General features: G+C 44.2%; 22 protein-coding genes and 13 tRNA genes. All 35 read left to right on the top strand.

Features of this window, described 5'->3' with window-relative positions; genetic code table 11:
* Positions 1 to 10: 10 nt before the first annotated feature.
* The 35 genes from ACEE44_RS08010 to purK all read left to right on the top strand — a co-directional run bounded on the left by ACEE44_RS08010 (position 11) and on the right by purK (position 24,676).
* Positions 11 to 83: transfer RNA gene (locus ACEE44_RS08010), tRNA-Lys, on the top strand.
* 3 nt (positions 84 to 86) lie between these two features.
* A tRNA-Leu gene (locus tag ACEE44_RS08005) sits at positions 87 to 168 on the top strand.
* A gap of 17 nt (positions 169 to 185) precedes the next feature.
* Positions 186 to 258, top strand: a tRNA-Thr gene (locus ACEE44_RS08000).
* Between the two features lie 12 nt (positions 259 to 270).
* A tRNA-Gly gene (locus ACEE44_RS07995) sits at positions 271 to 342 on the top strand.
* Positions 343 to 349: 7 nt separating this feature from the next.
* Positions 350 to 433 (top strand) — tRNA-Leu (locus tag ACEE44_RS07990).
* A 14-nt stretch (positions 434 to 447) separates the two neighbouring features.
* A tRNA-Arg gene (locus ACEE44_RS07985) sits at positions 448 to 521 on the top strand.
* A gap of 47 nt (positions 522 to 568) precedes the next feature.
* Positions 569 to 642, top strand: a tRNA-Pro gene (locus tag ACEE44_RS07980).
* Positions 643 to 651: 9 nt separating this feature from the next.
* Positions 652 to 725 (top strand) — tRNA-Met (locus ACEE44_RS07975).
* 16 nt (positions 726 to 741) lie between these two features.
* Positions 742 to 815, top strand: a tRNA-Ile gene (locus ACEE44_RS07970).
* A gap of 5 nt (positions 816 to 820) precedes the next feature.
* Positions 821 to 910: transfer RNA gene (locus tag ACEE44_RS07965), tRNA-Ser, on the top strand.
* Positions 911 to 980: 70 nt separating this feature from the next.
* Positions 981 to 1,053: transfer RNA gene (locus tag ACEE44_RS07960), tRNA-Phe, on the top strand.
* A 28-nt stretch (positions 1,054 to 1,081) separates the two neighbouring features.
* A tRNA-Ile gene (locus tag ACEE44_RS07955) sits at positions 1,082 to 1,155 on the top strand.
* A 15-nt stretch (positions 1,156 to 1,170) separates the two neighbouring features.
* Positions 1,171 to 1,258 (top strand) — tRNA-Ser (locus ACEE44_RS07950).
* A 57-nt stretch (positions 1,259 to 1,315) separates the two neighbouring features.
* A complete protein-coding gene (gene mreC / locus ACEE44_RS07945) occupies positions 1,316 to 2,152 on the top strand; it encodes a rod shape-determining protein MreC (protein WP_332412931.1) in 837 nt (278 codons plus the stop codon).
* On the top strand, positions 2,142 to 2,657 hold the full coding sequence (gene mreD, locus ACEE44_RS07940; protein WP_449171865.1) for a rod shape-determining protein MreD: 516 nt from the start codon (positions 2,142 to 2,144) through the stop codon (positions 2,655 to 2,657). Before mreC ends, mreD begins: the two co-directional genes overlap by 11 nt.
* A gap of 85 nt (positions 2,658 to 2,742) precedes the next feature.
* On the top strand, positions 2,743 to 4,038 hold the full coding sequence (pcsB, locus tag ACEE44_RS07935; RefSeq protein ID WP_449171864.1) for a peptidoglycan hydrolase PcsB: 1,296 nt from the start codon (positions 2,743 to 2,745) through the stop codon (positions 4,036 to 4,038).
* Between the two features lie 100 nt (positions 4,039 to 4,138).
* On the top strand, positions 4,139 to 5,107 hold the full coding sequence (locus ACEE44_RS07930; RefSeq protein ID WP_449171863.1) for a ribose-phosphate diphosphokinase: 969 nt from the start codon (positions 4,139 to 4,141) through the stop codon (positions 5,105 to 5,107).
* Positions 5,108 to 5,452: 345 nt separating this feature from the next.
* Positions 5,453 to 6,631: a pyridoxal phosphate-dependent aminotransferase gene (locus ACEE44_RS07925; RefSeq protein ID WP_449171862.1), complete on the top strand. Its 1,179-nt coding sequence runs from the start codon at positions 5,453 to 5,455 to the stop codon at positions 6,629 to 6,631.
* On the top strand, positions 6,618 to 7,400 hold the full coding sequence (recO, locus tag ACEE44_RS07920; RefSeq protein WP_449171861.1) for a DNA repair protein RecO: 783 nt from the start codon (positions 6,618 to 6,620) through the stop codon (positions 7,398 to 7,400). The genes ACEE44_RS07925 and recO overlap by 14 nt, the downstream gene beginning before the upstream one ends.
* On the top strand, positions 7,397 to 8,404 hold the full coding sequence (gene plsX, locus ACEE44_RS07915; protein WP_141597413.1) for a phosphate acyltransferase PlsX: 1,008 nt from the start codon (positions 7,397 to 7,399) through the stop codon (positions 8,402 to 8,404). The genes recO and plsX overlap by 4 nt, the downstream gene beginning before the upstream one ends.
* A complete protein-coding gene (locus tag ACEE44_RS07910) occupies positions 8,397 to 8,645 on the top strand; it encodes a phosphopantetheine-binding protein (protein ID WP_141597414.1) in 249 nt (82 codons plus the stop codon). Before plsX ends, ACEE44_RS07910 begins: the two co-directional genes overlap by 8 nt.
* Positions 8,646 to 8,762: 117 nt before the next feature.
* The gene (gene purC, locus ACEE44_RS07905; RefSeq protein WP_449171860.1) at positions 8,763 to 9,470 is read left to right on the top strand and encodes a phosphoribosylaminoimidazolesuccinocarboxamide synthase; all 708 of its coding nucleotides are present in this window, start codon (positions 8,763 to 8,765) and stop codon (positions 9,468 to 9,470) included.
* Positions 9,471 to 9,482: 12 nt separating this feature from the next.
* Positions 9,483 to 13,202 carry a phosphoribosylformylglycinamidine synthase gene (locus ACEE44_RS07900; protein WP_449171859.1) on the top strand — a complete coding sequence of 1,240 codons (3,720 nt, stop codon included), beginning with the start codon at positions 9,483 to 9,485 and terminating at the stop codon, positions 13,200 to 13,202.
* 2 nt (positions 13,203 to 13,204) lie between these two features.
* Positions 13,205 to 14,659, top strand: a complete 1,455-nt coding sequence (gene purF, locus ACEE44_RS07895) for an amidophosphoribosyltransferase (protein ID WP_449171858.1) — start codon at positions 13,205 to 13,207, stop codon at positions 14,657 to 14,659.
* A 33-nt stretch (positions 14,660 to 14,692) separates the two neighbouring features.
* Positions 14,693 to 15,715 (top strand): phosphoribosylformylglycinamidine cyclo-ligase, encoded by a 1,023-nt coding sequence (gene purM, locus ACEE44_RS07890; protein ID WP_449171857.1) that lies wholly within the window; start codon positions 14,693 to 14,695, stop codon positions 15,713 to 15,715.
* Positions 15,712 to 16,263 carry a phosphoribosylglycinamide formyltransferase gene (gene purN / locus ACEE44_RS07885; RefSeq protein ID WP_449171856.1) on the top strand — a complete coding sequence of 184 codons (552 nt, stop codon included), beginning with the start codon at positions 15,712 to 15,714 and terminating at the stop codon, positions 16,261 to 16,263. The genes purM and purN overlap by 4 nt, the downstream gene beginning before the upstream one ends.
* Positions 16,264 to 16,272: 9 nt before the next feature.
* Positions 16,273 to 17,820: a bifunctional phosphoribosylaminoimidazolecarboxamide formyltransferase/IMP cyclohydrolase gene (purH, locus tag ACEE44_RS07880; RefSeq protein WP_449171855.1), complete on the top strand. Its 1,548-nt coding sequence runs from the start codon at positions 16,273 to 16,275 to the stop codon at positions 17,818 to 17,820.
* 65 nt (positions 17,821 to 17,885) lie between these two features.
* Positions 17,886 to 18,716 (top strand): DNA adenine methylase, encoded by an 831-nt coding sequence (locus ACEE44_RS07875; RefSeq protein ID WP_449171854.1) that lies wholly within the window; start codon positions 17,886 to 17,888, stop codon positions 18,714 to 18,716.
* Positions 18,706 to 19,521, top strand: a complete 816-nt coding sequence (locus ACEE44_RS07870) for a DNA-methyltransferase (RefSeq protein WP_394733268.1) — start codon at positions 18,706 to 18,708, stop codon at positions 19,519 to 19,521. Before ACEE44_RS07875 ends, ACEE44_RS07870 begins: the two co-directional genes overlap by 11 nt.
* On the top strand, positions 19,499 to 20,425 hold the full coding sequence (locus ACEE44_RS07865; RefSeq protein WP_449171853.1) for a type II restriction endonuclease: 927 nt from the start codon (positions 19,499 to 19,501) through the stop codon (positions 20,423 to 20,425). Before ACEE44_RS07870 ends, ACEE44_RS07865 begins: the two co-directional genes overlap by 23 nt.
* The gene (locus tag ACEE44_RS07860) at positions 20,425 to 21,330 is read left to right on the top strand and encodes a type II restriction endonuclease (protein WP_449171852.1); all 906 of its coding nucleotides are present in this window, start codon (positions 20,425 to 20,427) and stop codon (positions 21,328 to 21,330) included. The genes ACEE44_RS07865 and ACEE44_RS07860 overlap by 1 nt, the downstream gene beginning before the upstream one ends.
* A gap of 120 nt (positions 21,331 to 21,450) precedes the next feature.
* A complete protein-coding gene (gene purD / locus ACEE44_RS07855) occupies positions 21,451 to 22,716 on the top strand; it encodes a phosphoribosylamine--glycine ligase (protein ID WP_449171851.1) in 1,266 nt (421 codons plus the stop codon).
* Entirely contained in the window at positions 22,706 to 23,152 is a 447-nt protein-coding gene (locus tag ACEE44_RS07850; RefSeq protein ID WP_024379957.1) for a DUF523 domain-containing protein, read from the top strand. The genes purD and ACEE44_RS07850 overlap by 11 nt, the downstream gene beginning before the upstream one ends.
* Positions 23,149 to 23,637, top strand: coding sequence for a 5-(carboxyamino)imidazole ribonucleotide mutase (gene purE / locus ACEE44_RS07845; protein WP_449171850.1), 489 nt, complete (start codon positions 23,149 to 23,151; stop codon positions 23,635 to 23,637). The genes ACEE44_RS07850 and purE overlap by 4 nt, the downstream gene beginning before the upstream one ends.
* The gene (gene purK / locus ACEE44_RS07840; RefSeq protein WP_449171849.1) at positions 23,624 to 24,676 is read left to right on the top strand and encodes a 5-(carboxyamino)imidazole ribonucleotide synthase; all 1,053 of its coding nucleotides are present in this window, start codon (positions 23,624 to 23,626) and stop codon (positions 24,674 to 24,676) included. Before purE ends, purK begins: the two co-directional genes overlap by 14 nt.
* Positions 24,677 to 24,741: the final 65 nt, after the last annotated feature.

The following is a 24,741-nucleotide window of genomic DNA, read 5'->3' as shown; positions in this document are numbered from 1 at the left end:
TCATATTTACGACTCGTTAGCTCAGTTGGTAGAGCAATTGACTTTTAATCAATGGGTCGCTGGTTCGAGCCCAGCACGAGTCATATGCGGGTTTGGCGGAATTGGCAGACGCACCAGATTTAGGATCTGGCGCTTTCGGGCGTGGGGGTTCAAGTCCCTTAACCCGCATAAGAAAATAATAATAGGCCGGCTTAGCTCAGTTGGTAGAGCATCTGATTTGTAATCAGAGGGTCGCGTGTTCAAGTCATGTAGCCGGCATTTGAAGAGATTGCGAACGTAGTTCAGTGGTAGAACACCACCTTGCCAAGGTGGGGGTCGCGGGTTCGAATCCCGTCGTTCGCTTTGAGAGGCCGGGGTGGCGGAACTGGCAGACGCACAGGACTTAAAATCCTGCGATGGCAACATCGTACCGGTTCGATTCCGGTCCTCGGCATGGACTTTATAGAAGCACCCTTAGCTCAACTGGATAGAGTACCTGACTACGAATCAGGCGGTTAGAGGTTCGAATCCTCTAGGGTGCATGACTCGCTTAATGATGTCATTAGGGGAGCTTTATTTTTAATAACAGCGGGAAGTAGCTCAGCTTGGTAGAGTACTTGGTTTGGGACCAAGGTGTCGCAGGTTCGAATCCTGTCTTCCCGATTTATATTTGGCGGTGTAGCTCAGCTGGCTAGAGCGTCCGGTTCATACCCGGGAGGTCGGGGGTTCGATCCCCTTCGCCGCTATTTACTCTTGTTTGCTGGACCTTTAGCTCAGCTGGTTAGAGCTCTCGGCTCATAACCGAGCGGTCGTAGGTTCAAGTCCTACAAGGTCCATAATTGGAGGATTACCCAAGTCCGGCTGAAGGGAACGGTCTTGAAAACCGTCAGGCGTGTAAAAGCGTGCGTGGGTTCGAATCCCACATCCTCCTTTCACTACCGTGGGATGGAGTTCTTTGACTTGTGGTCGTAGGTTCCAATTCAGGTCCACAATAATCTTATGGCTCGGTAGCTCAGTTGGTAGAGCAATGGATTGAAGCTCCATGTGTCGGCGGTTCGATTCCGTCTCGCGCCATTATTTACTTGTCCAAGTATATATTCTTGGGCGCGTAGCTCAGATGGTTAGAGCGCACGCCTGATAAGCGTGAGGTCGGTGGTTCGATTCCACTCGTGCCCATTATATTGTATAAATGGAGAATTACTCAAGAGGCTGAAGAGGACGGTTTGCTAAATCGTTAGGTCGGGTAACTGGCGCAAGGGTTCGAATCCCTTATTCTCCGTAATGAACGAGATTATCATTTGATATTCTCGTTTTATTGTATCTTATTGGAGGAGCCATGAATAAATTTTCTAAGTTGTTGATTGCAATTTCCGTTTTTCTGTTGCTGTCATTTTCATCATTGTTTTTAACTTTTTCAAAGGGAGCAGAGTTACCCTTTGTCAATTCTTCTATAAATTTACTCGTTAGACCAATTCAATCTTTTTTATCAGTTCCTACTAGGTTTTTCTCTGACCAACAGTCCTCTCTTTCGCATTTGTTTGCTACCTACGAGGAAAATAAGGAATTAAAGAAGTCATTGCTATCAGTACAAGATTTCGCAAATGAGAATGCTAGTTTAAAAGCTGAAAATGAGACATTGCGAAAAAGTTTAGAAATGGCTTCGTCTTTCTCAGAGAAAGGGTATATTGCAGGTTCAGTTTTGGTTAGAACACCTGCTTCATGGTCGGAGCAGGTGACGATAGATGTTGGTCAGAATATGGGGATTTCTGAAAATGCTCTGGTAGTTGCAAATGGTGGCTTAGTTGGTGTAGTTAGCTCCATTGAGGAGAACTCATCAGTGGTAAAATTGTTTACTAATGCTGATGATTTTACCAAACTTCCAGTAAAAATAAGTATCGATTCCAAGGATATATACGGTATTTTAGCTGGTTTTGATTTGGATTCCAATAGTTTTATTATCAATCAGTTAAATGCTACGGATGATATTGCGGTTGGTAGTAACGTTGTGACGAGTGATTTGGCTGGTGCGACACCTGCTAATGTTCAAATTGGAAAAGTTCGTTCGGTTAAGGCTAGCAGCAATAACTTAAATCGTGAACTATATGTAGAGCCTTCAGCTAGTTTTTCATCAATATATTCAGTATTAGTAGTGGGTCAATCAGATGCGCAATAGAGTTTTAGAATTTTCCATGTTTCCTGTTCTGTTTTTAGTTTTGTTGATTGATGGGCAGGTATCGACTCTTTTATCCAATATGTCAGCTAGCTTATTTGCTATATCTTGCCATATCTTACTCATGCTTGCTATTTTTTATGCAAACTATGTTTCTCTTCCTATTTCTTTAGTCATTTTTGCTCTGTTGGGATTGATTTATGACATATCTTATCTTTCCTTAGTAGGAATTGCAACGACCACTTTTCCTCTTGTTATTTTTTGTATTTATTTCTATTTTAAAGGTGTCGGAAATAAGAGTTCGATCAATCTATTGATTTTGCTAGTTTCTATTTTTCAATTTGAGTTTATTAGTTATTTATTTGCTAGAGTATTTCAGATGACAAATTTGTCTGTTTTCATCTTTGTTTTTAATAAATTACTACCGAGTTTATTATTTAATCTTATTTTGTTTTTACTTATCCAACCTGTCTTAGAACGGATTTTTGGAATTACGAATAAGACATAGAAATGTAATAATTGCGTAATATACTTACGCAATTTTTTTGTTAAAATGGTATAGTCAGAAAGTATAGAGGAGTTAGTATTAGTTTATGAAGAAAAAAATCTTAGCTACATTATTGTTAAGCACAGTCGTTCTTACAAGTTTGAATGATGTGGCTGTGATTGTTGCAAATGATATTGATAGTCAGATTGCAGCTAAAAATCAACAAATCAATGAACTTGCGGCTCAACAAGCAAATGCTCAACAACAGGTCTATGTTATCCAAGGACAAGTTGATGAAATTGTTGCTGAACAAGCGAAATTGACAGAAGAAAATACCCGTTTGGAAGCTGAATCACAGGCTTTGGCAGCAGATATTGAGCGTTTATCAGCTGATATCGTATCACGTGATGGTGCTTTGAAAGAACAAGCTCGTAGTGCGCAAACTGATGCTTCTGCTTCTAGTTATATCAATACAATTTTGGATTCAAAATCAATTGTTGATGCTGTATCACGTGTTAATGCAATGCGTGAGATTGTTGCGGCCAACAATCGTATGTTGGAACAACAAAAAACGGATAAAGAAGTTATTGTAGAAAAACAGAAAGCTAACCAAGAAGCTATCAATACTTTAGCAGCTAACCGTCAGAAATTGGAAGACGATGCACAGGTATTACAGGTTCGTCAGGCAGAGTTACAAGTTGCTCAATTAAATCTTGCTGCTCAAAAAGCAACTGCTGAAGATGAGAAAAACTCTTTGCTTGAACAAAAGGCGGCTGCTGAAGAGGCAGCACGTCAGGCAGCGGCACGTCAGGCAGAATATGAAGCGCAACAACGTGCCTTAGCAGCACAACAGGCTGCATCGGTTGCAGCTCCAGTCGCTGCAGTACCAGCGGCTACTGAAACTGCGGAAGCTCCTGCTACTGAACCTGCACAAACTGCAGTCGCAGAAACAGCTCAGACAGTTGCAGCTAGTCAACCTGTTGTTACACAAACTGTTTCTACTCCAGCTGTGTCATCTTCAACTGGTTCTGGTAGTTCAGCAGCAGCGCGTAATGCGACTTTTGATGCTTCATCTTATCCAGTTGGTGAATGTACTTGGGGTGTTAAATCACAACTTTCATGGGTTGGTCCGTACTGGGGGGATGCGAAACATTGGTTGGCTTCAGCAGCAGCAGAAGGTTTCCGTACGGGTTCAACTCCACAAGTTGGAGCAATTGCAGTATGGACTGGTGGATACTATGGTCACGTTGCCGTTGTTACTGCAGTGGAATCTTCTACAAGTATCCAAGTTGTAGAATCTAACTACATGGGTCGTCGTTATATTGGCAACCACCGTGGTGGCTACTTCAATCCAACAACAACTTCAGAGGGTGCTGTTTATTATATTTATCCTCCATATTAAGAATTTTAATAGAGCGTAGTAGAACTACGTTCTATTTTTGTTTGAAAAATGAAAGAAAAAGCGTTAGAATAGTAAAGGTAGAAATAAAGAGGAGGCTGTCATGGCGTTTACTGACTTAAAATTGTTCGCTCTTTCGTCAAATCAGAAGTTAGCTGAACAGGTGTCGAAAAAAATAGGAATTCCTTTGGGGAAATCAAGTGTTCGTCAGTTTTCAGATGGTGAAATTCAAGTGAATATTGAAGAATCAATTCGTGGGACTCATGTCTTCATTCTTCAATCAACAAGTTCACCTGTTAATGATAATTTAATGGAAATTTTGATTATGGTAGATGCCTTGAAACGTGCATCTGCTGAATCAGTAAACGTAGTAATGCCTTATTATGGCTATGCACGTCAGGATCGGAAAGCTCGTGCTCGTGAGCCAATCACATCAAAATTAGTTGCCAATATGTTACAAATTGCTGGTGTAAACCGTTTGTTGACGATTGATTTACACGCGGCACAGATTCAAGGTTTCTTTGATATTCCTGTGGATCATTTAATGGGTGCACCACTTATCGCTGACTACTTCGAACGTCGTGGTATGGTCGGTGAAGGCTATGTAGTTGTATCTCCGGACCATGGTGGTGTGACGCGTGCACGTAAATTAGCTCAGTTCTTGAAGACACCGATTGCAATTATAGACAAGCGTCGTAGTGTTGATAAGATGAATACGTCTGAGGTCATGAATATTATCGGTGACATTGAAGGTAAAACTTGTATCTTGATTGATGATATGATTGACACCGCTGGAACCATTTGTCATGCGGCAGATGCTTTAGCAGAAGCGGGTGCAACAGCTGTTTACGCATCTTGTACTCACCCTGTTTTGTCAGGTCCTGCTATGGATAATATTAGTAAGTCTGCTATTAAGCAGTTGGTTGTTTTGGATACTATTGAAATCCCTGAGGACCGTTTGATTGACAAGATTGAACATATCTCGACAGCGGATTTGTTGGCGGATGCCATTATTCGTATCCATGAAAAACGTCCACTTTCACCTTTATTTGAAACTAGAATTGCTAAATAGTGAGTTAGAAGAGTCGGAAGGCTCTTCTTTTTGGTATAATGTTCTTATATAAGTAATGAGAACGTTAAGAAAATCGTATGATTTTAGGAAATCTGCGTGGAAGTCGGTAGGACTTCAAATGGATTTATAGTCGAATGAATTAGCTTTCAGACAAGGAACTGAGGTGCAGGCAGCTAGAACAGCCTAGAGGCTGTTCTAGGTTGGAGATAAGACTTGCGAAGCTAGTTACTTTCGTAGAGTACAGCAAGCCGAAAGTGACGATGTATCAAAGTTAATTCAAATGACTATATCTAAATCACTAGCTTTTTAGTTCACATACAATTATGATTTTTAGGAGGTGTGGTTATGGATCTGCGTCATCGTTTTAATAAGAATTTGGATCGAATTGAGGTTTCAATGATTCGTCAGTTTGATCAGTCCATTTCGGATGTTCCAGGGATTTTGAAACTGACCTTGGGTGAGCCTGATTTTACAACGCCTGACCATGTAAAAGAAGCGGCCAAGGCCGCCATTGATGCCAACAAGAGCTATTATACGGGTATGGCTGGACTTTTGGAGTTGCGTCAGGCTGCAGCTGAGTTTGTGGCAGAAAAATATAATTTGCACTACAATCCAGAAAATGAAATTCTCTCTACGATTGGCGCGACAGAGGCCTTATCAGCAAGTCTAGTTGCTATTTTGGAGCCCGGGGATACAGTTCTTTTACCTGCCCCTGCCTATCCTGGCTATGAACCGATTGTCAATATGGTGGGAGCAGACATCGTTGAAATCGATACGACGGCAAATGATTTTGTGTTGACACCTGAGATGTTGGAAGAGGCGATTATTGAGCAGGGGGATAAGCTAAAAGCGGTTATTCTCAACTATCCTGCCAATCCAACGGGTGTGACCTACTCACGTGAGCAGATTCAGGCCTTTGCGGATGTCTTGCGTAAGTATCCTGTCTTTGTCCTATCAGATGAGGTCTATGCGGAATTGACTTATACTGGTCAGCCTCATACTTCGATTGCGGAGTTTTTGCCAGAACAGACCATTTTGATTCAGGGATTGTCCAAGTCCCATGCCATGACAGGTTGGCGGATTGGCTTGATTATGAGTCAGGCTCCCATCATCGCTCAAATTATCAAGAGCCATCAGTATCTTGTGACAGCGGCATCAACTGCTATGCAGTATGGTGCGGTTGAGGCCTTGAAAAATGGCAAGGATGATGCTCTTCCTATGCGGGCGGAATATGTCAAGCGTCGGGATTACATTATCGAGAAGATGACGGATTTGGGCTTTAAAATTATCAAGCCTGATGGAGCATTTTATATATTTGCAAAAATCCCTGCGGGTTACAATCAAGATTCCTTTAGCTTCTTGCAGGACTTTGCGAGAAAGAAAGCAGTGGCCTATATTCCAGGAGCGGCCTTCGGTCAATATGGTGAGGGCTATGTGCGGATTTCCTATGCAGCAAGTATGGAGAAAATTCAGACAGCTATGGCTCGTTTGAAGGAATATCTAGAAGAAAATGGAACGAATTGAAACTAGAGGCTTAGTCCTTTACAATCGGAATTTTCGGGAAGATGATAAGCTGGTCAAGATTTTTACGGAGAAGGTTGGCAAGCGGATGTTTTTCGTGAAACATGCTTCTAAGTCCAAGCTGGTAGCTTCTATCCAGCCTTTGACCTATGCGGATTTTATCGTTAAAATCAATGATGATGGTCTGTCTTATATCGAAGATTTTCATCAGGTACAGCCATTTAAGAATATTAACGGTGATATTTTCAAGCTTAGCTATGCTACCTATATCTTGGCCTTGGCAGATGCGGCCTTGCAGGACAAGGTTTATGACCCAGCTCTTTTTGCATTTTTGGTCAAGACCTTGGACTTGATGGAGTCAGGTTTGGACTACGAAGTTCTGACCAATATCTTTGAGATTCAGCTCTTGGGACGTTTTGGTGTCAGTCTGAATTTTCATGAGTGTGTTTTTTGTCATCGGGTTGGTTTGCCTTTTGATTATTCCTACAAGTATAGCGGGGTCTTGTGTCCGCAACACTATCAGGAAGATGGCAGGCGGGCCTATCTGGATCCCAATGTTCCTTATTTGCTTAATCAATTTCAGGCTATTTCGTTTGATGAGCTGGAAACCATCTCCATCAAGCCTGAGATGAAGCGAAAATTACGGCTTTTTATTGACCGGCTGTACGAGGAATATGTGGGGATTCACTTGAAATCCAAGAAATTTATAGATGATTTGTCTTCTTGGGGGCAGATTATGAAACCAAGAACAGAAAATGAGGAAACAGAATGAAACGTATCGCAGTAGATGCTATGGGTGGGGACCACGCCCCTCAGGCAGTGGTAGAAGGTGTCAATCAGGCCTTGGCTGCCTTTCCAGACATCGAAATTCAACTTTATGGTGATGAAGCTAAAATCAAGCAGTATTTGACCGCAACAGAGCGTGTCAGCCTTGTTCATACCACGGAGAAAATCAATTCAGATGATGAGCCTGTCAAGGCTATTCGTCGTAAGAAAGAGGCTTCGATGGTCCTAGCGACCAAGGCTGTCAAGGATGGTCAGGCAGATGCGGTCTTGTCAGCTGGAAATACGGGTGCTCTGTTGGCGGCAGGAGTCTTTGTCGTCGGTCGCATCAAGCATATCGATCGTCCTGGTCTTATGTCTACTTTGCCGACTATGGACGGTAAGGGATTTGATATGATGGACCTGGGGGCAAATGCTGAAAATACAGCTCATCACCTCTATCAGTATGGTGTTCTTGGTTCATTTTATGCGGAGCACGTGCGTGGTGTCAAACAACCTCGTGTGGGACTTTTGAACAACGGTACGGAAGATAGCAAGGGCACACCAGTTCACCAAGAGGCTTATAAACTCTTGGCGGAAGACAAGTCGATTAACTTTATTGGGAATGTGGAGGCGCGTGAGTTGCTCAACAGCGTGGCGGATGTGGTCGTGACGGATGGTTTCACGGGAAACGCTGTGCTGAAAACAGTTGAAGGGACTGCAAAATCCATCGTTGGTCAGTTGACGGGCTCTATCAAAAATGGCGGTCTGCGTGCTAAATTGGGTGGTCTTTTGGTCAAGCCGACTCTTAAAAAGGCACTGGGGGCTATGGATTATAAGAAGGCTGGTGGAGCTGTCTTGCTTGGTCTGAAGGCACCTGTCATCAAGGCGCACGGGTCCAGCAATGCCCAGTCGATTTTCTATACCATCAAGCAGACGCGTTCCATTTTGGAGGCTGGTATTGTCGAAAAATCGGTGGAGAAATTTTCAGTAGTGGAGGAAAGTCATGACTAGAGAGCAGGTCTATCAGCGGGTTGTTGAATTGATTCAAGATGAAAAGGGAGAAGATTTTCAAGTACAGGCAGAATCTTCTTTGGCAGATAATATAGCTGCGGATTCAGTGGAAATTATGGAATTCGTTTTAACTTTGGAAGATGAGTTTGGTATCGATGTTCCAGATGCGGCCATTGAACGCTTTGAAACCTTGTCTGATATTGTGGATTTTATTTATGAAGAATTACAGAAACGTTCGTAGATTACGGGCGTTTTTCTTTTTATTCGATAGTATTTTAGATTTTTGTTTGTTAACGCGAATATTATGTGATAGAATAAACGAAAAGACTAGAATATTTTATGAAAGGCGAACGTTTTAATGAAAACAGACCTTCTCTATTCCGGAAAAGCTAAAGATATCTACGCTACAGTTGATAGTGAGCAGATTGTTGCAGTTTACAAGGACCAGGCAACGGCTTTTAATGGCGGCAAGAAAGAGCAGATTGTGGGTAAAGGCCGGCTCAATAATCTGATTTCATCGCTTATTTTTGAAAAGTTGAATGCTGCAGGTGTAAAGACACATTTTATCAAGCGACTGTCTGACACGGAGCAGTTAAATAGAAAAGTGGAGATTATTCCGCTGGAGGTGGTTTTGCGAAATGTGACAGCTGGGTCTTTCTCAAAACGTTTTGGGGTAGAAGAAGGGATTGTATTAGCTACTCCAATCGTGGAATTTTACTATAAAAAAGATGAGTTAGATGATCCCTTTATCAATGAGGAGCACATTGCCTTTCTAGAACTGGCTAGTCAGGATCAGATCGCCTATATCAAGGAAGAAACAAGACGAATCAATGAATTCTTGAAGGACTTGTTTGCTCAGATTGGGCTGACTTTGGTGGATTTCAAGCTAGAATTTGGGATTGACTCTTCTGGTCAGATATTATTGGCGGATGAATTTTCTCCTGATAATTGTCGTTTGTGGGATGCGGATGGAAACCATCTGGACAAGGATGTTTTTCGTCGGGGTCTCGGGGAATTGACCGAGGTTTACGAGGTCGTATTGGCAAAGTTAAAAGAAGTGAAATAAGGATTGGAAAAAATGGCGAAGCGGATTTTTGTTGAGAAGAAGACGGATTTTCAGATTAAGGCGGAGGCTCTTCGCAAGGAGTTGACCCATAATTTGCAGCTGACGAGTTTGACGAGTGTACGTCTGGTGCAGGTGTATGATGTCTTTCATTTGGAGGAGGGCTTGCTGGAGCAGGCCATCAAGCACATCTTTACAGAGCAGGTGACAGACAAGGTCTTGTCGGAAGCTGAGCTAGGCTTGGAAGGTGCTGTATATTTTGCAATTGAGGCTCTTCCTGGGCAATTTGACCAGCGGGCTGCCAGTAGTCAGGAGGCCCTTCTCTTGTTGGGCAGTCGCCAGGAGGTGCGTGTCAATACAGGGCAACTTTACATCTTGAACGGTGGTGTGCAGGAAGAAGAGTTGGCAGCTATCAAGAATTATTTGCTCAATCCTGTGGATTCGCTTTTCAAGGATATGGCTGCTCCTTTGGTGGCTCAGGAGTTTTCAGTTTCGGATGCTACGATTCCGACCTTGGAATTTTTTGTAGGCTATGGGGCGGAGGAGTTTGCGACTTACAAGCGTGAGGCTGGTTTGGCCATGGAAGTGGAAGACCTGCTCTTTATTCAGGACTATTTCAAGTCAATCGGTCGTGTGCCAACGGAAACAGAGCTTAAGGTATTGGATACTTACTGGAGTGACCACTGCCGTCATACGACATTTGAAACGGAGCTCAAGTCTATTGATTTTTCAGCTTCAAAATTCCACAAGCAATTGCAGGCGACTTATGACAAGTACCTTGCTATGCGGACAGAATTAGGACGAACAGACAAGCCTCAGACATTGATGGATATGGCGACGATTTTTGGTCGCTATGAGCGGGCCAATGGCCGTCTGGATGACATGGAAGTGTCGGATGAAATCAATGCTTGCTCGGTGGAAATTGAAGTGGATGTGGATGGCGTGAAAGAGCCATGGCTCCTCATGTTCAAGAATGAAACCCATAATCACCCAACAGAAATCGAGCCTTTCGGTGGTGCCGCAACCTGTATCGGTGGAGCCATTCGTGATCCTTTGTCAGGTCGTTCCTATGTTTATCAGGCCATGCGAATTTCAGGTGCGGGCGATATTACCCAACCGCTGACAGCGACACGTCCAGGGAAATTGCCACAGCAGATCATTTCGAAAACAGCGGCACATGGCTATTCTTCTTACGGAAACCAAATCGGTCTGGCAACCACTTATGTGCGTGAATATTTCCACCCAGGCTTTATCGCTAAACGCATGGAGCTTGGTGCCGTTGTCGGTGCAGCTCCAAAGGAAAATGTGGTCCGTGAAAAACCAGTCGCAGGCGATGTGGTCATCTTGTTAGGAGGCAAAACCGGTCGAGATGGTATCGGTGGGGCAACAGGCTCGTCCAAGGTACAGACAGTCGAGTCTGTCGAAACAGCTGGTGCGGAAGTCCAAAAAGGAAATGCTATCGAAGAACGCAAAATTCAGCGTTTATTCCGCAATGGTGCCGTGACTCGTCTCATTAAAAAATCCAATGACTTCGGTGCTGGTGGTGTCTGCGTTGCCATTGGTGAGCTGGCAGACGGTCTTGAAATTGATTTGGATAAGGTTCCACTCAAGTATGCTGGCTTGAATGGTACGGAGATTGCCATTTCTGAATCACAAGAGCGAATGAGCGTGGTTGTCCGTCCGGAAGACGTAGATGCCTTTATCGCAGCCTGCCGTCAGGAAAATATCCATGCGGTTGTTGTAGCCAAAGTCACTGAAAAGCCAAACTTAGTCATGACCTGGAATGGACAAACCATTGTCGATTTGGAACGTTCCTTCCTTAATACCAACGGTGTGCGTGTGGTGGTGGATGCTAAGGTGGTTGATAGTGCTGTCAAGCTACCAGAAACACGTACAACATCTGCTGATACACTGCAAGAGGACTTGAAAGTTCTTCTGTCAGACCTCAACCATGCTAGTCAAAAAGGTTTGCAGACTATCTTTGACTCATCTGTTGGTCGCTCAACGGTCAACCACCCACTCGGAGGTCGCTACCAGTTGACTCCGACAGAAAGTTCGGTACAGAAGTTGCCTGTCCAACATGGGATGACGACGACGGCTTCTGTTATGGCTCAGGGCTATCATCCTTACCTAGCAGACTGGTCACCTTACCACGGAGCAGCCTATGCGGTCATTGAAGCGACTGCTCGCTTGGTGGCAACAGGTGCCAACTGGTCCAAGGCTCGTTTCTCTTATCAGGAGTATTTCCAACGTATGGACAAGCAGGCTGAACGTTTCGGTCAGCCAGTAGCAGCTCTGCTTGGTTCTATCGAGGCTCAGATTCAGCTTGGCTTGCCGTCTATTGGTGGCAAGGACTCCATGTCTGGTACCTTTGAGGACTTGACAGTTCCGCCGACCCTGGTTGCCTTTGGTGTTACAACGGCAGACAGCCGCAAGATCCTCTCACCTGAGTTCAAGGTGGCTGGCGAGTACATCTACTATCTACCAGGTCAAGTCTTGTCAGAAGACATTGATTTTGCCTCGATCAAGTCAAATTTTGAGGCTTTTGAAAAATGGCAGAGCGATTATGCGATTACGGCTGCTAGTGCAGTCAAGTATGGCGGTGTCTTAGAAAGTCTAGCCCTCATGTCCTTTGGTAACCAAATCGGTGCAGAAATCGAGTTGGCAGATCTTGAAACGAGCCTGACAGGTCAGCTCGGTGGCTTTGTCTTCACATCCAAAGAAGACATTCCAGCTGCTGTGAAAATCGGTCAAACGACAACAGATTTTACACTGCTTATCAACGGTGTCAGCCTAGCTGGACAGGACCTACAAGCTGCCTTTGAAGGTAAGTTGGAAGAAGTCTATCCAACAGAATTTGAACAGGCGATAGACTTACAGGATGTTCCAGCAGTCACCAATTTAGCAGTTATACAAGCTAAAGAAAGTGTTGATGTTCCGCTTGTTTACATTCCAGTCTTCCCAGGGACCAACTCAGAATACGACTCAGCCAAGGCCTTTGAACAGGCTGGTGCTAAGGTTAATCTTGTTCCATTTGTGACTTTGGATGCGGAAAGTATTGAACAGTCTGTTGACACCATGGTTGACAACATTGACAAGGCCAATATTCTTTTCTTTGCAGGTGGATTCTCCGCTGCAGATGAACCAGATGGGTCTGCTAAGTTTATCGTGAACATCTTACGAAACGCCAAGGTCCGCTCTGCTATTGACCAATTTATCGAAAAAGGTGGCCTCATCATCGGTATCTGCAATGGCTTCCAGGCCCTTGTCAAATCGGGCTTGTTGCCGTATGGAAACTTTGAGGAGGCCGGTGAAAGCAGTCCGACCCTCTTCTACAACGATGCCAACCAGCACGTTGCCAAAATGGTGGAAACGCGGATTGCCAATGTCAACTCACCGTGGTTGGCAGGTGTCCAGGTCGGTGACATTCATGCTATTCCAGTTTCTCACGGGGAAGGAAAGTTTGTGGTGACGGACGAGGAATTTGCTATCTTGCGGGATAATGGTCAAATTTTCAGCCAATACGTTGACTTTACTGGTCAGCCAAGCATGGATTCTAAGTACAATCCAAACGGTTCTAGCCATGCCATTGAAGGTATTACCAGCCGCAATGGTCAGATTATCGGGAAAATGGGGCATTCCGAGCGTTACGAGGACGGTCTTTTCCAAAACATTCCAGGTAAGAAAGACCAAGGTCTCTTTGTTTCAGCAGTTCGCTATTTTACAGGAAAATAAATATGACATATGAAGTTAAATCACTTAACGAAGAATGCGGTGTTTTCGGCATTTGGGGACATCCGCAGGCTGCTCAGGTGACCTATTTTGGTCTGCATAGCTTGCAGCACCGTGGACAAGAAGGGGCAGGGATTTTAGCCAATGATGGTGGGCATTTGCGTCGCCATCGCGGAACGGGCCTGATTGCAGAAGTCTTCAAAAATCCAGCAGATTTAGAAGCCTTGACTGGAAGGGCTGCCATTGGTCATGTCCGCTATGCGACTTCTGGTTCTGCTTCTATCAATAATATTCAGCCCTTCCTCTTTGATTTTGCAGATATGCAGGTGGGCTTGGCACACAATGGGAATTTGACCAACGCGGTCAGTTTGAAGGCTGAATTGGAAAAAAATGGTTCCATTTTCTCTTCTTCTTCCGATACGGAAATTCTCATGCACTTGATTCGTCGCAGTCACAATCCAGGCTTTATGGGCAAAATCAAGGAAGCCCTCAATACTGTTAAAGGTGGCTTTGCATACTTGATTATGTTGGAAGACAAATTAGTTGCAGCTCTGGATCCAAATGGCTTCCGTCCACTTTCAATAGGCAAAATGAAAAATGGTGCCTGGGTAGTTGCCAGCGAAACTTGTGCTTTTGAAGTAGTAGGTGCTGAGTGGGTTCGTGATGTGGAGCCTGGTGAGATTCTTATCATCGATGATAGCGGTGTTCACTATGACCGTTATACGGCCGACACCCAGCTAGCAGTTTGTTCTATGGAATATGTCTATTTTGCTCGACCAGATTCGGTTATCCATGGTGTCAATGTCCATACGGCCAGAAAAAACATGGGCCGTCGTTTGGCACAGGAGTTCAAACATGAAGCAGACATTGTGGTCGGTGTGCCAAACTCCTCTCTCTCCGCAGCCAGCGGATTCTCTGAGGAGTCTGGCCTGCCCAATGAAATGGGGCTGATAAAAAATCAGTATACCCAGCGGACCTTTATCCAACCGACTCAGGAGCTCCGCGAACAAGGCGTTCGCATGAAGTTGTCAGCCGTTTCAAGTGTTGTCAAAGGCAAGCGCGTGGTCATGATTGACGACTCTATTGTTCGCGGGACAACTAGCCGTCGCATTGTCCAGCTTCTTCGTGATGCTGGGGCAAAAGAAGTCCATGTAGCTATTGGTAGCCCAGAACTCAAGTATCCATGTTTTTACGGGATTGACATTCAGACTCGTCGGGAATTGATTTCAGCCAATCATACGGTTGAGGAAGTCTGCGAGATCATCGGGGCAGACAGTCTGACCTACCTTTCTCTTGAAGGGATGATTGAGGCCATTGGTATCGAAACCGATGCTCCAAAAGGTGGACTTTGTGTGGCCTACTTTGACGGCGAATTTCCAACCCCTCTTTACGACTACGAGGAAGAGTACCTCCGTAGCCTAGAAGAGAAAACGAGTTTCTACATTGAAAATGTCAAGTAAGTTATGTAACATTTCACGAAGAAAGGACCCAAGATGACAAATAAAAATGCATATGCCCAATCGGGTGTTGACGTCGAAGCTGGCTATGAAGTGGTTGAGCGGATTAAGAAACACGTTGCTCGGACAGAACGTTTGGGCGTTATGGGAGCTCTCGGTGGCTTTGGTGGTATGTTTGATCTGACGAAGCTGGATGTCAAAGAGCCAGTCTTGGTATCTGGGACAGACGGCGTGGGAACCAAGCTCATGCTAGCTATCCAGTACGACAAGCACGACACCATTGGTCAGGACTGCGTGGCTATGTGTGTCAACGACATTATCGCTGCAGGTGCGGAGCCACTTTACTTCCTCGACTACATCGCGACTGGAAAAAATGAGCCAGCCAAGCTGGAGCAGGTGGTTGCAGGTGTTGCGGAAGGTTGTGTCCAGGCTGGTTGCGGCTTGATTGGTGGTGAAACAGCCGAAATGCCTGGCATGTACGGCGAGGATGACTATGATCTGGCTGGCTTTGCTGTCGGTATTGCGGAGAAGTCCCAGATTATTGACGGCAGTAAGGTCCAGGAGGGCGACATTCTCCTCGGCCTAGCTTCCAGCGGCATCCACTCCAACGGTTATTCCCTAGTCCGTCGTGTGTTTGCGGATCTTGCTGGCGACGCTCTGTTGCCAGAGCTCAATGGCAGAGCTCTGAAGGATGTCCTCCTAGAGCCTACCCGTATCTATGTCCAGCAGGTGTTGCCTCTGGTAAAAGCAGGGCTGGTCAACGGCATTGCCCATATCACAGGCGGTGGCTTTATCGAAAATATTCCCCGTATGTTTGCTAATAATCTTGCAGCTGAGATTGAAGAAGATAAGATTCCAGTCCTTCCAATCTTCACAGCCCTTGAAACATATGGCAACATCAAACATGAAGAAATGTTTGAAATCTTCAATATGGGTATCGGTCTGGTACTAGCTGTCAGTCCAGAGCAGGTGGAGAAAGTCCGTGAATTGGTAGATGAAGAAGTCTATGAAATCGGCCGCATTATCACTAAGGAAGACAAGAGCGTGGTCATCAAATGAAACGAATAGCTGTTTTTGCCAGCGGGTCTGGTTCTAATTTTCAAGTCATCGCAGAGCAGTTTGAAGTAACCTTTGTCTTTTCAGACCACAGAAACGCCTATGTCCTGGAACGGGCTGAAAAACTTAGTGTGCCAGCCTTTACTTTTGAATTAAAAGAGTTCGCCGATAAGCAGGCTTACGAAAAAGCCCTCATCCAACTCTTAGATAAGCACCAGATTGACTTGGTGGTCTTGGCAGGCTATATGAAGATTGTGGGTCCGACCTTGTTAGCTCAATATGAAGGTCGTATCATCAATATCCACCCGGCTTATCTGCCTGAATTTCCAGGAGCCCATGGAATTGAAGACGCTTGGAATGCAGGTGTGGCAGAAAGTGGCGTGACAGTCCATTGGGTTGACAGCGGTATTGACACAGGACGAATCATCAAACAAGTCCGAGTGCCAAGATTGGCCGATGACACCTTGGGAGCCTTTGAAGCCAGAATACATGAAGCGGAGTACCAACTCTATCCAGCAGTTTTGGAGGAGTTGGGGGCAGTGAAAAAATAAGGAGAAATCATGACAAAACGTGCGTTAATTAGCGTATCAGATAAAAATGGTATTGTAGAATTTGCCCAAGAATTGACCAAGTTTGGTTGGGAAATTATCTCGACCGGTGGTACCAAGGTTGCCTTGGATCAGGCTGGAGTGACTACTATTGCCATTGATGATGTGACCGGTTTTCCTGAGATGATGGACGGTCGCGTCAAGACACTTCACCCCAAAATCCACGGGGGCTTGCTGGCTCGTCGGGATTTGGACAGCCACCTGCAAGCAGCCAAGGACCATGAAATTGGCCTGATTGACTTGGTGGTGGTTAACCTTTATCCATTCAAAGAAACAATTCTTCGCCCGGATGTAACCTATGATTTGGCAGTGGAGAACATTGACATTGGTGGTCCATCTATGTTGCGCTCAGCGGCCAAGAACCATGCCAGTGTGACAGTTGTGGTAGACCCGGCAGATTATCCAACAGTTTTAGGAGAAATAGCAGAGCAGGGGGAAACGAGCTATGCAACACGTCAGCGACTGGCTGCAAAGGTATTCCGCCATACCGCAGCTTACGATGCTCTTATTGCAGACTACTTTACCAAGCAAGTCGGTGAAGAGAAGCCTGAAAAACTCACCATTACCTACGACCTTAATCAGCCTATGCGTTACGGAGAAAATCCTCAGCAACATGCGGATTTCTACCAAAATGCCATTCCGACAGCTTACTCGATTGCAGCTGCTAAACAGCTAAACGGTAAGGAGCTGTCTTTCAACAACATTCGTGATGCGGATGCGGCTATCCGTATTATCCGTGATTTCAAAGACCGTCCGACTGTTGTGGCTCTCAAACACATGAACCCTTGTGGTATCGGTCAGGCAGAGACTATTGAGCAGGCTTGGGATTATGCTTATGAGGCTGACCCAGTATCAATTTTCGGAGGCATCGTCGTGCTGAACAGGGAAGTGGATGCTGCGACGGCTGAAAAGATGCACCCGATTTTCTTAGAAATCATCATCGCACCGAGTTACTCGGCAGAAGCGTTAGCTATTTTGACCAATAAAAAGAAAAATCTTCGGATTTTGGAGTTGGCCTTTGACGCACAGGATGCAAGCGAAGTGGAAAAAGAGTTTACAGGCGTTGTCGGCGGGCTTTTGGTGCAGGATCAGGACGTGGTGGTGGAAAGCCCAGCGGACTGGCAGGTGGTGACCGAGCGTCAACCGTCCGAGCAAGAGTGGGTAGCCATGGAGTTCGCCTGGAAGTCCTCTAAGTATGTCAAGTCCAACGGCATCATCATCACCAATGACAAGATGACCTTGGGCGTGGGGCCGGGACAAACCAACCGCGTGGCGTCCGTCCGTATCGCTATCGAGCAAGCCAAAGATCGTTTGGAGGGAGCCGTTTTGGCGTCGGACGCCTTCTTCCCATTTGCTGATAATGTGGAAGAAATCGCAGCGTCAGGCATCAAGGCTATCATTCAACCAGGTGGCTCCGTCCGTGACCAAGACTCCATTGACATGGCTAACAAATACGGCTTGACCATGGTCTTTACAGGCGTAAGACATTTTAGACATTGAGAATTTTGAAGCAAGAAGGACACCCCAGCTGGAGAAGTTGGGGTGGTTTTTGGTATAATAGTTCTATGATTTTAAAACCTTTTACGAAATGGACAGGTGGGAAGCGGAAGTTATTAACGCAGCTACATGAACACTTGCCATTAGAATACAATAGATATTTTGAACCGTTTGTTGGGGGAGGAGCACTATTCTTTGATTTAGCTCCCGAAAATGCTGTAATAAACGATTTTAATGAGGAATTGATAAATACTTATTTACAGATACGGGATAATCCAGAAGCATTGCTTGATTTATTACATATCCATCAAGAGCACAATTCCAAGGAATATTATTTGGATGTTCGTTCGGTTGATAGAGATGGTAGAATAGAAACTATGTCCGATGTGGAGCGAGCAGCACGCATACTGTATATGCTACGAGTAGATTTTAATGGTCTATATAGGGTGAACTCTAAAAATCAGTTTAATGTTCCTTACGGTAGGTACAAAAATCCAAAGATAGTAGACTCGGAACTTATTCTTAGTGTATCAAGATACTTAAATGATAACAATATTTTAATTATGCAAGGTGATTTTGTTACGGCAGTTGAAGAAGCTGTTGCAGGAGATTTTGTATATTTTGATCCTCCATATGTTCCTATAACGGCTACTAGCTCTTTTACTTCCTATACGCATGAAGGTTTTTCGGATGAGGATCAGCGTCGATTAAGAGATACTTTCATAGATTTAGACCGAAGAGGAGTTAATGTAATGCTTTCTAACTCTTCAAGCCCAGTAGTTGAAGAATTGTACGCTGGTTTTAATATTTCCCGAGTAGATGTATCGAGAACGAATGGAGCAAGTAATTCCAGTCGTGGAAAAATTCAAGAAATTATTGTAAGAAATTATGGCGAATAACGAATATAAGTATGGAGGGGTCTTAATGAACAAACCATACTATCATAAAAATAAAGCTATTTTGGTACACGCAGATACATTTGAATTTTTGAATAAAATGAAACCAGAGAGCATGGATATGATTTTTGCAGATCCTCCATATTTTTTAAGTAATGGGGGAATTTCTAACTCTGGAGGTCAAGTTGTTTCCGTAGATAAGGGGGATTGGGATAAGGTTAATTCTTTAGAAGAAAAACATAAATTTAATAGGGAGTGGATTCGCTTAGCCAAAAATGTGTTGAAACCAAATGGGACCATTTGGATTTCAGGGAGCTTTCACAATATTTATTCAGTGGGGATGGCCTTAGAACAAGAAGGTTTTAAAATACTAAATAATATTACTTGGCAGAAGACAAATCCTGCCCCAAATCTTTCCTGTCGTTACTTTACTCATTCAACGGAAACTATTTTATGGGCTCGAAAAGATGATAAAAAAGCTCGTCATTATTATAATTACGAACTTATGAAAGAACTCAATGATGGCAAACAAATGAAAGATGTTTGGGTTGGAGGACTAACAAAAAAATCTGAAAAATGGGCAGGTAAGCATCCGACTCAGAAACCAGAATATCTTTTAGAACGTATTATTTTAGCTTCAACTCAAGAAGGAGATTACATACTTGATCCATTTGTAGGAAGCGGGACGACAGGAGTGGTTGCCAAACGTTTAGGAAGAAAATTTATTGGGATTGATGCTGAACGGGATTATTTAAAAATCGCGAGAACTAGATTGGATAAGGAAGATGGCAAGAAGAATTTTTCATAGTTGGTTTGAAACTTTTACAGATACGGTTGCTGATTGGAACTACTATGTTGACTTTACAAAAGTTTTTAATAATATGAACGACCTGTATTTGAGAACTAATTTGAATATCTTGAATACGTTGGTAGGGAGTAAACAAATTCGAGAAGATTTTATCGCAATCTGTGAAAAGTATCCAGATGTGTTAACTATCATACCAATTCTTTTGGCTATACGTTTGGAATCTAAAGGCCGAGGAAAAAATCGTAAACCAATTGCTTTACCTATTCGCGAGTATGGGGACGATGCTATAATAAGCTACGATTTTGATTTTTATTCTCCTAACTATACCATAGAGAATTATGCAGATTTGCTAGAGAATACAGGTGTTTTTGAACTACTGCAATCACATCTAGTTAAAAACTTACAGGACTATGTTTACGGTGTAGAAGTCGGGTTAGATTCAAATGGTCGTAAAAATAGAATGGGTAAGATAATGGAAGCTTTGGTTGAAAGAGAACTTTGGAATGCAGGACTAAAAGAAAAAACGGACTACTATAAACAAATAAGTACTAAGCAAATTGAAGCACTATTTCATATTGATTTAAGTGCCATAACGAATAATGGTAAAAATCATAAGAAATTCGATTTTGCAATTCACGTAAATGGTCAATTGTATTTAACGGAAGTAAATTTCTATTCTAAATCAGGGTCAAAACCAAATGAAACCACACGTTCATATGAAAATTTAGCAGAAAAACTTACTGAAATTTCGAATGTTCATTTTGTTTGGATAACAGATGGTGAAGGTTGGCAAAGGTCTAAATCTAATTTAGAGGAGGCATTTGAAAGAATACCAAGATTGTACAATCTCCATGATATTCGGAATAAAAATATTAAAGAGTTATTAGAAATGGAGATGGACTAATGAATTTGCAAGCTTATATAAATTTATCTTCTGAAGAACGCTTAAAAATATTTTTAAGTACTTTATCAGTTACTAATCGAACGCCAGATTACTATGTCAATTGGTCCAAGGTTGAACGAGAAACAAAAAAATATGAGTTAGAATTAAATACTTTGAATTATTTAATTGGTAAAGATGATATATACAACGAAGCGTTGCAACTTTTTAATAAACAACCAAATTTATTAAAAGCTATACCAAGTTTGATTGCAAGTCGTGATAAAACACTGGATATTTTATCAATTGATGCCGATGATAATATGAGTTTTGATAACTTAGATTTTGCAAAAATTGATGAGGATAGAATTGTAGATTATACTAACTTTGTAGAAGCAACAGGATTATTAGATTTTTTGCAAAAGAAAGCCAATCGCTCTTTAGTGGACTACGTTTATGGAGTAGAGGCGGGACTTGACAGTAATGCTCGTAAGAATAGAAGCGGAACTACCATGGAGGGGATTTTAGAGCGAACAGTAGCACATGTCTGTAAAGAATATGGATTGGAGTTTAAGGCACAAGCAACAGCTCCATTTATAAAGGATAATTGGGGGATTGAGGTCCCTGTTGATAAGTCGGAACGCCGATTTGATGTTGCTGTATTTTCAAAAGATAAACATAAAGTATGGTTAATTGAAACGAATTATTATGGTGGAGGCGGTAGTAAGTTAAAGGCTGTAGCTGGAGAATTTACAGAATTAAGCCAATTTGTAACAAAATCGGTAGATGATGTGAATTTTGTTTGGATAACGGATGGTCAGGGATGGAAGACTGCCCATCTTCCTTTAGCAGAAGCATTTGGTCATATAACCCATGTCTTCAATCTTGACATGCTAAAACAAGGTTACTTATATGATTTGTTTAGATAATCAAATTTGCTCACCTCGTGTGAGCTTTTTCCATTCCCGAACGTTACCCTGCTTTTTCTATCAAAATCCGTCTGTTTTTGCTATACTGTTTATATAAAATCCGTTTTTGAGGTATAAAAAATGAAACTTTTGGTCGTTGGGTCTGGTGGTCGTGAACATGCGATTGCAAAGAAGTTGTTAGATTCTGAGCAGGTAGAACAGGTCTTTGTTGCTCCTGGGAATGACGGAATGACCTTGGATGGTATAGAGTTAGTAAATATCGGGATTTCCGAACATTCTGCCCTGATAAACTTTGCTAAGGAAAATGACATTGCATGGACTTTTGTTGGTCCAGACGATGCTCTGGCAGCAGGTATCGTTGATGATTTTGAACAGGCGGGACTTAAGGCTTTTGGTCCCAGTCGTCTAGCCGCGGAGTTGGAGTGGTCAAAAGACTTTGCCAAACAAATCATGGTCAAATACGGCATTCCAACAGCAGCCTTTGGCACATTTTCCAACTTCGAAGAAGCCAAAGCCTACATCGAAGAGCAGGGCGCACCAATCGTGGTCAAGGCGGACGGCTTGGCACTGGGCAAGGGTGTGGTCGTGGCGGAAACCGTCGAGCAGGCGGTCGAAGCGGCACGGGAGATGCTCTTGGACAACAAGTTCGGCGATTCGGGTGCCCGCGTGGTCATCGAGGAGTTCTTGGCGGGCGAGGAGTTTTCCCTCTTTGCTCTGGTCAATGGCGACCAGTTTTACATTCTGCCGACAGCCCAGGACCACAAGCGTGCCTTTGACGGTGACCAAGGTCCCAACACGGGCGGTATGGGGGCTTACGCTCCTGTTCCCCACCTGCCTCAAAACGTGGTGGACACAGCGGTTGACACCATTGTCAAGCCTATTCTTGAGGGCATGATTGCGGAAGGGCGGTCTTATCTGGGCGTGCTCTATGCTGGTTTGATTCTGACCGACCAAGGTCCCAAGGTCATCGAGTTTAACGCCCGTTTTGGCGACCCAGAAACCCAGATTATCCTGCCTCGCCTGACCTCTGACTTTGCCCAGAACATCGACGACATCCTCCACAAACGCCCGACACAGCTGACTTGGCTGGATAGCGGCGTGACGCTGGGTGTAGTCGTGGCATCAAACGGCTACCCTCTGGACTACGAAAAAAGTGTGACCTTGCCAGCGAAGACCGAGGGTGACATCACGACCTACTATGCAGGGGCTCGTTTTGCGGAAAATAGCAGAGCACTGCTCTCAAACGGCGGTCGGGTTTATATGCTAGTCACCACAGCAGATACCGTCCAAGAAGCCCAGGAAAAAATTTACTCGGAGTTGAAAAATCAGGATACGACAGGCCTCTTTTATCGGACAGATATTGGAGGAAAAGCAATTGGAAAATAAGCAAACCTGTGTCTTAGTCAGTGCCTGCTTGCTTGGAGAAAATTGCAAGTACAACGGCGGAAATAATTACAATCAAGCAGTTGTTGATGCTGTATCGGATAAGCAAGTTCTATCGGTTTGTCCAGAGGTTGCAGGCGGCCTTCCCACTCCAAGAGAGCCAGTCGAAATTGTGGACGGAAGTGTACGAGATGTGAGCGGAACATCTTATGACAAAGCATTTCAACAAGGCATTGCTAGAACGCTTGAAAGACTAGAAGGACAAGAGATAGAAATGGCCATTCTACAATCTAGAAGTCCGTCCTGTGGTGTCAAGCAGGTTTACGACGGGACCTTTTCAGGACAAAAAGTTGCAGGTAGCGGTTTATTTGCCCAAGCCTTGAAAGAAAGAGGCTATCAGGTAGTAGATGCAGAAGATATAAACGAGGTAACATCATGAAACCAATCATTTCCATCATCATGGGTTCTAGTTCCGACTGGAAAACCATGAAAAAAGCAGCCGAAGTGCTGGACAAATTTGGCGTAGCCTATGAAAAGAAAGTGGTCTCTGCCCACCGCACACCAGACCTCATGTTCCGTCATGCCGAAGAGGCGCGTGGTCGTGGTATTAAGGTCATCATCGCAGGAGCGGGGGGTGCGGCTCATTTGCCAGGTATGGTAGCGGCCAAGACAACCCTGCCTGTCATCGGCGTCCCTGTCCAATCCCGTGCCCTTAGCGGTGTGGATTCCCTCTATTCTATCGTGCAAATGCCAGGCGGCGTACCTGTTGCGACCATGGCGATTGGTGAAGCAGGTGCCACCAACGCAGCCCTGACAGCTCTCCGCATTCTCTCCATTGAAGACCAAACTATTGCGGCCCCGCTGGCAGACTTTGCCAAGGAACAGGAAAAAATTGCGGAGGCGATGACAGATGACCTCATCTAAGACAATCGGAATTATCGGCGGCGGTCAGCTGGGGCAGATGATGGCTATTTCTGCTATTTACATGGGCCACAAGGTGATCACGCTGGATCCTGCGGCGGACTGCCCAGCCTCCAAGGTCAGCGAGGTCATCGTTGCTCCCTATCACGATGTGGCGGCCCTCAAACAGTTGGCGAAGCGGTGCCATGTCCTGACCTACGAGTTTGAAAATGTCGATGCTGACGGACTGGACGCGGTCATCAAGGACGGTCAGCTCCCTCAGGGGACAGACCTCCTTCGCATTTCCCAGAACCGTATTTTTGAGAAGGATTTTTTGGCCAAAAAAGCTGGCGTGCAAGTCGCCCCCTACAAGGTCGTCACATCTAGCCTAGACCTAGAAGGACTGGACCTTAGTAAAAACTATGTCTTAAAGACAGCCACTGGGGGCTATGATGGACATGGTCAGAAGGTTATTCGAGAAGAGGCGGACTTGGTAGAGGCTAGTCAGTTAGCCAACTCTGCCGAGTGTGTCTTGGAAGAGTTTGTGAATTTCGACCTGGAAATCTCCGTCCTTGTGTCTGGCAATGGTTCCGACTACACCGTCTTTCCTGTACAGGAAAATATTCACCGCAATAATATTCTTTACAAGACCATTGTGCCTGCCCGTATTTCAGATGAACTTGCTGAAAAAGCCAAAACCATGGCCCTACAAATCGCAGACAAGCTTCATTTGGCAGGCACCCTCTGTGTTGAAATGTTTGTGGCAGGGCAGGACATTCTGGTTAACGAAATTGCCCCTCGCCCACATAATTCAGGACATTATTCTATTGAAGCCTGTAATTTTTCACAGTTTGATACCCATATCCGAGGCATTCTAGGGGAGCCTCTGCCCCCTATCTGCCTGCTTTCTCCAGCCGTCATGATCAACGTTCTCGGACAAGATATGGAAGCCGTTCAAACCTTTCTTCAAGAAAATCCTACCGCCCATCCCCACTTTTATGGTAAACTAGAAGCGAAGCACAATCGCAAAATGGGACATGTGACGGTGTTGGGGGAGATTTGAAGGAAGTAGATTATTGAAAAAATGTCAAGAAAAACAAAGAGGTTTCAAAGATAAGTATTGTACAG

Source organism: Streptococcus sp. 32226D021BW (assembly GCF_053545015.1).
Note: the sequence above shows the minus strand (reverse complement) of the source record. Positions and strands in the feature narration are given on the sequence as shown.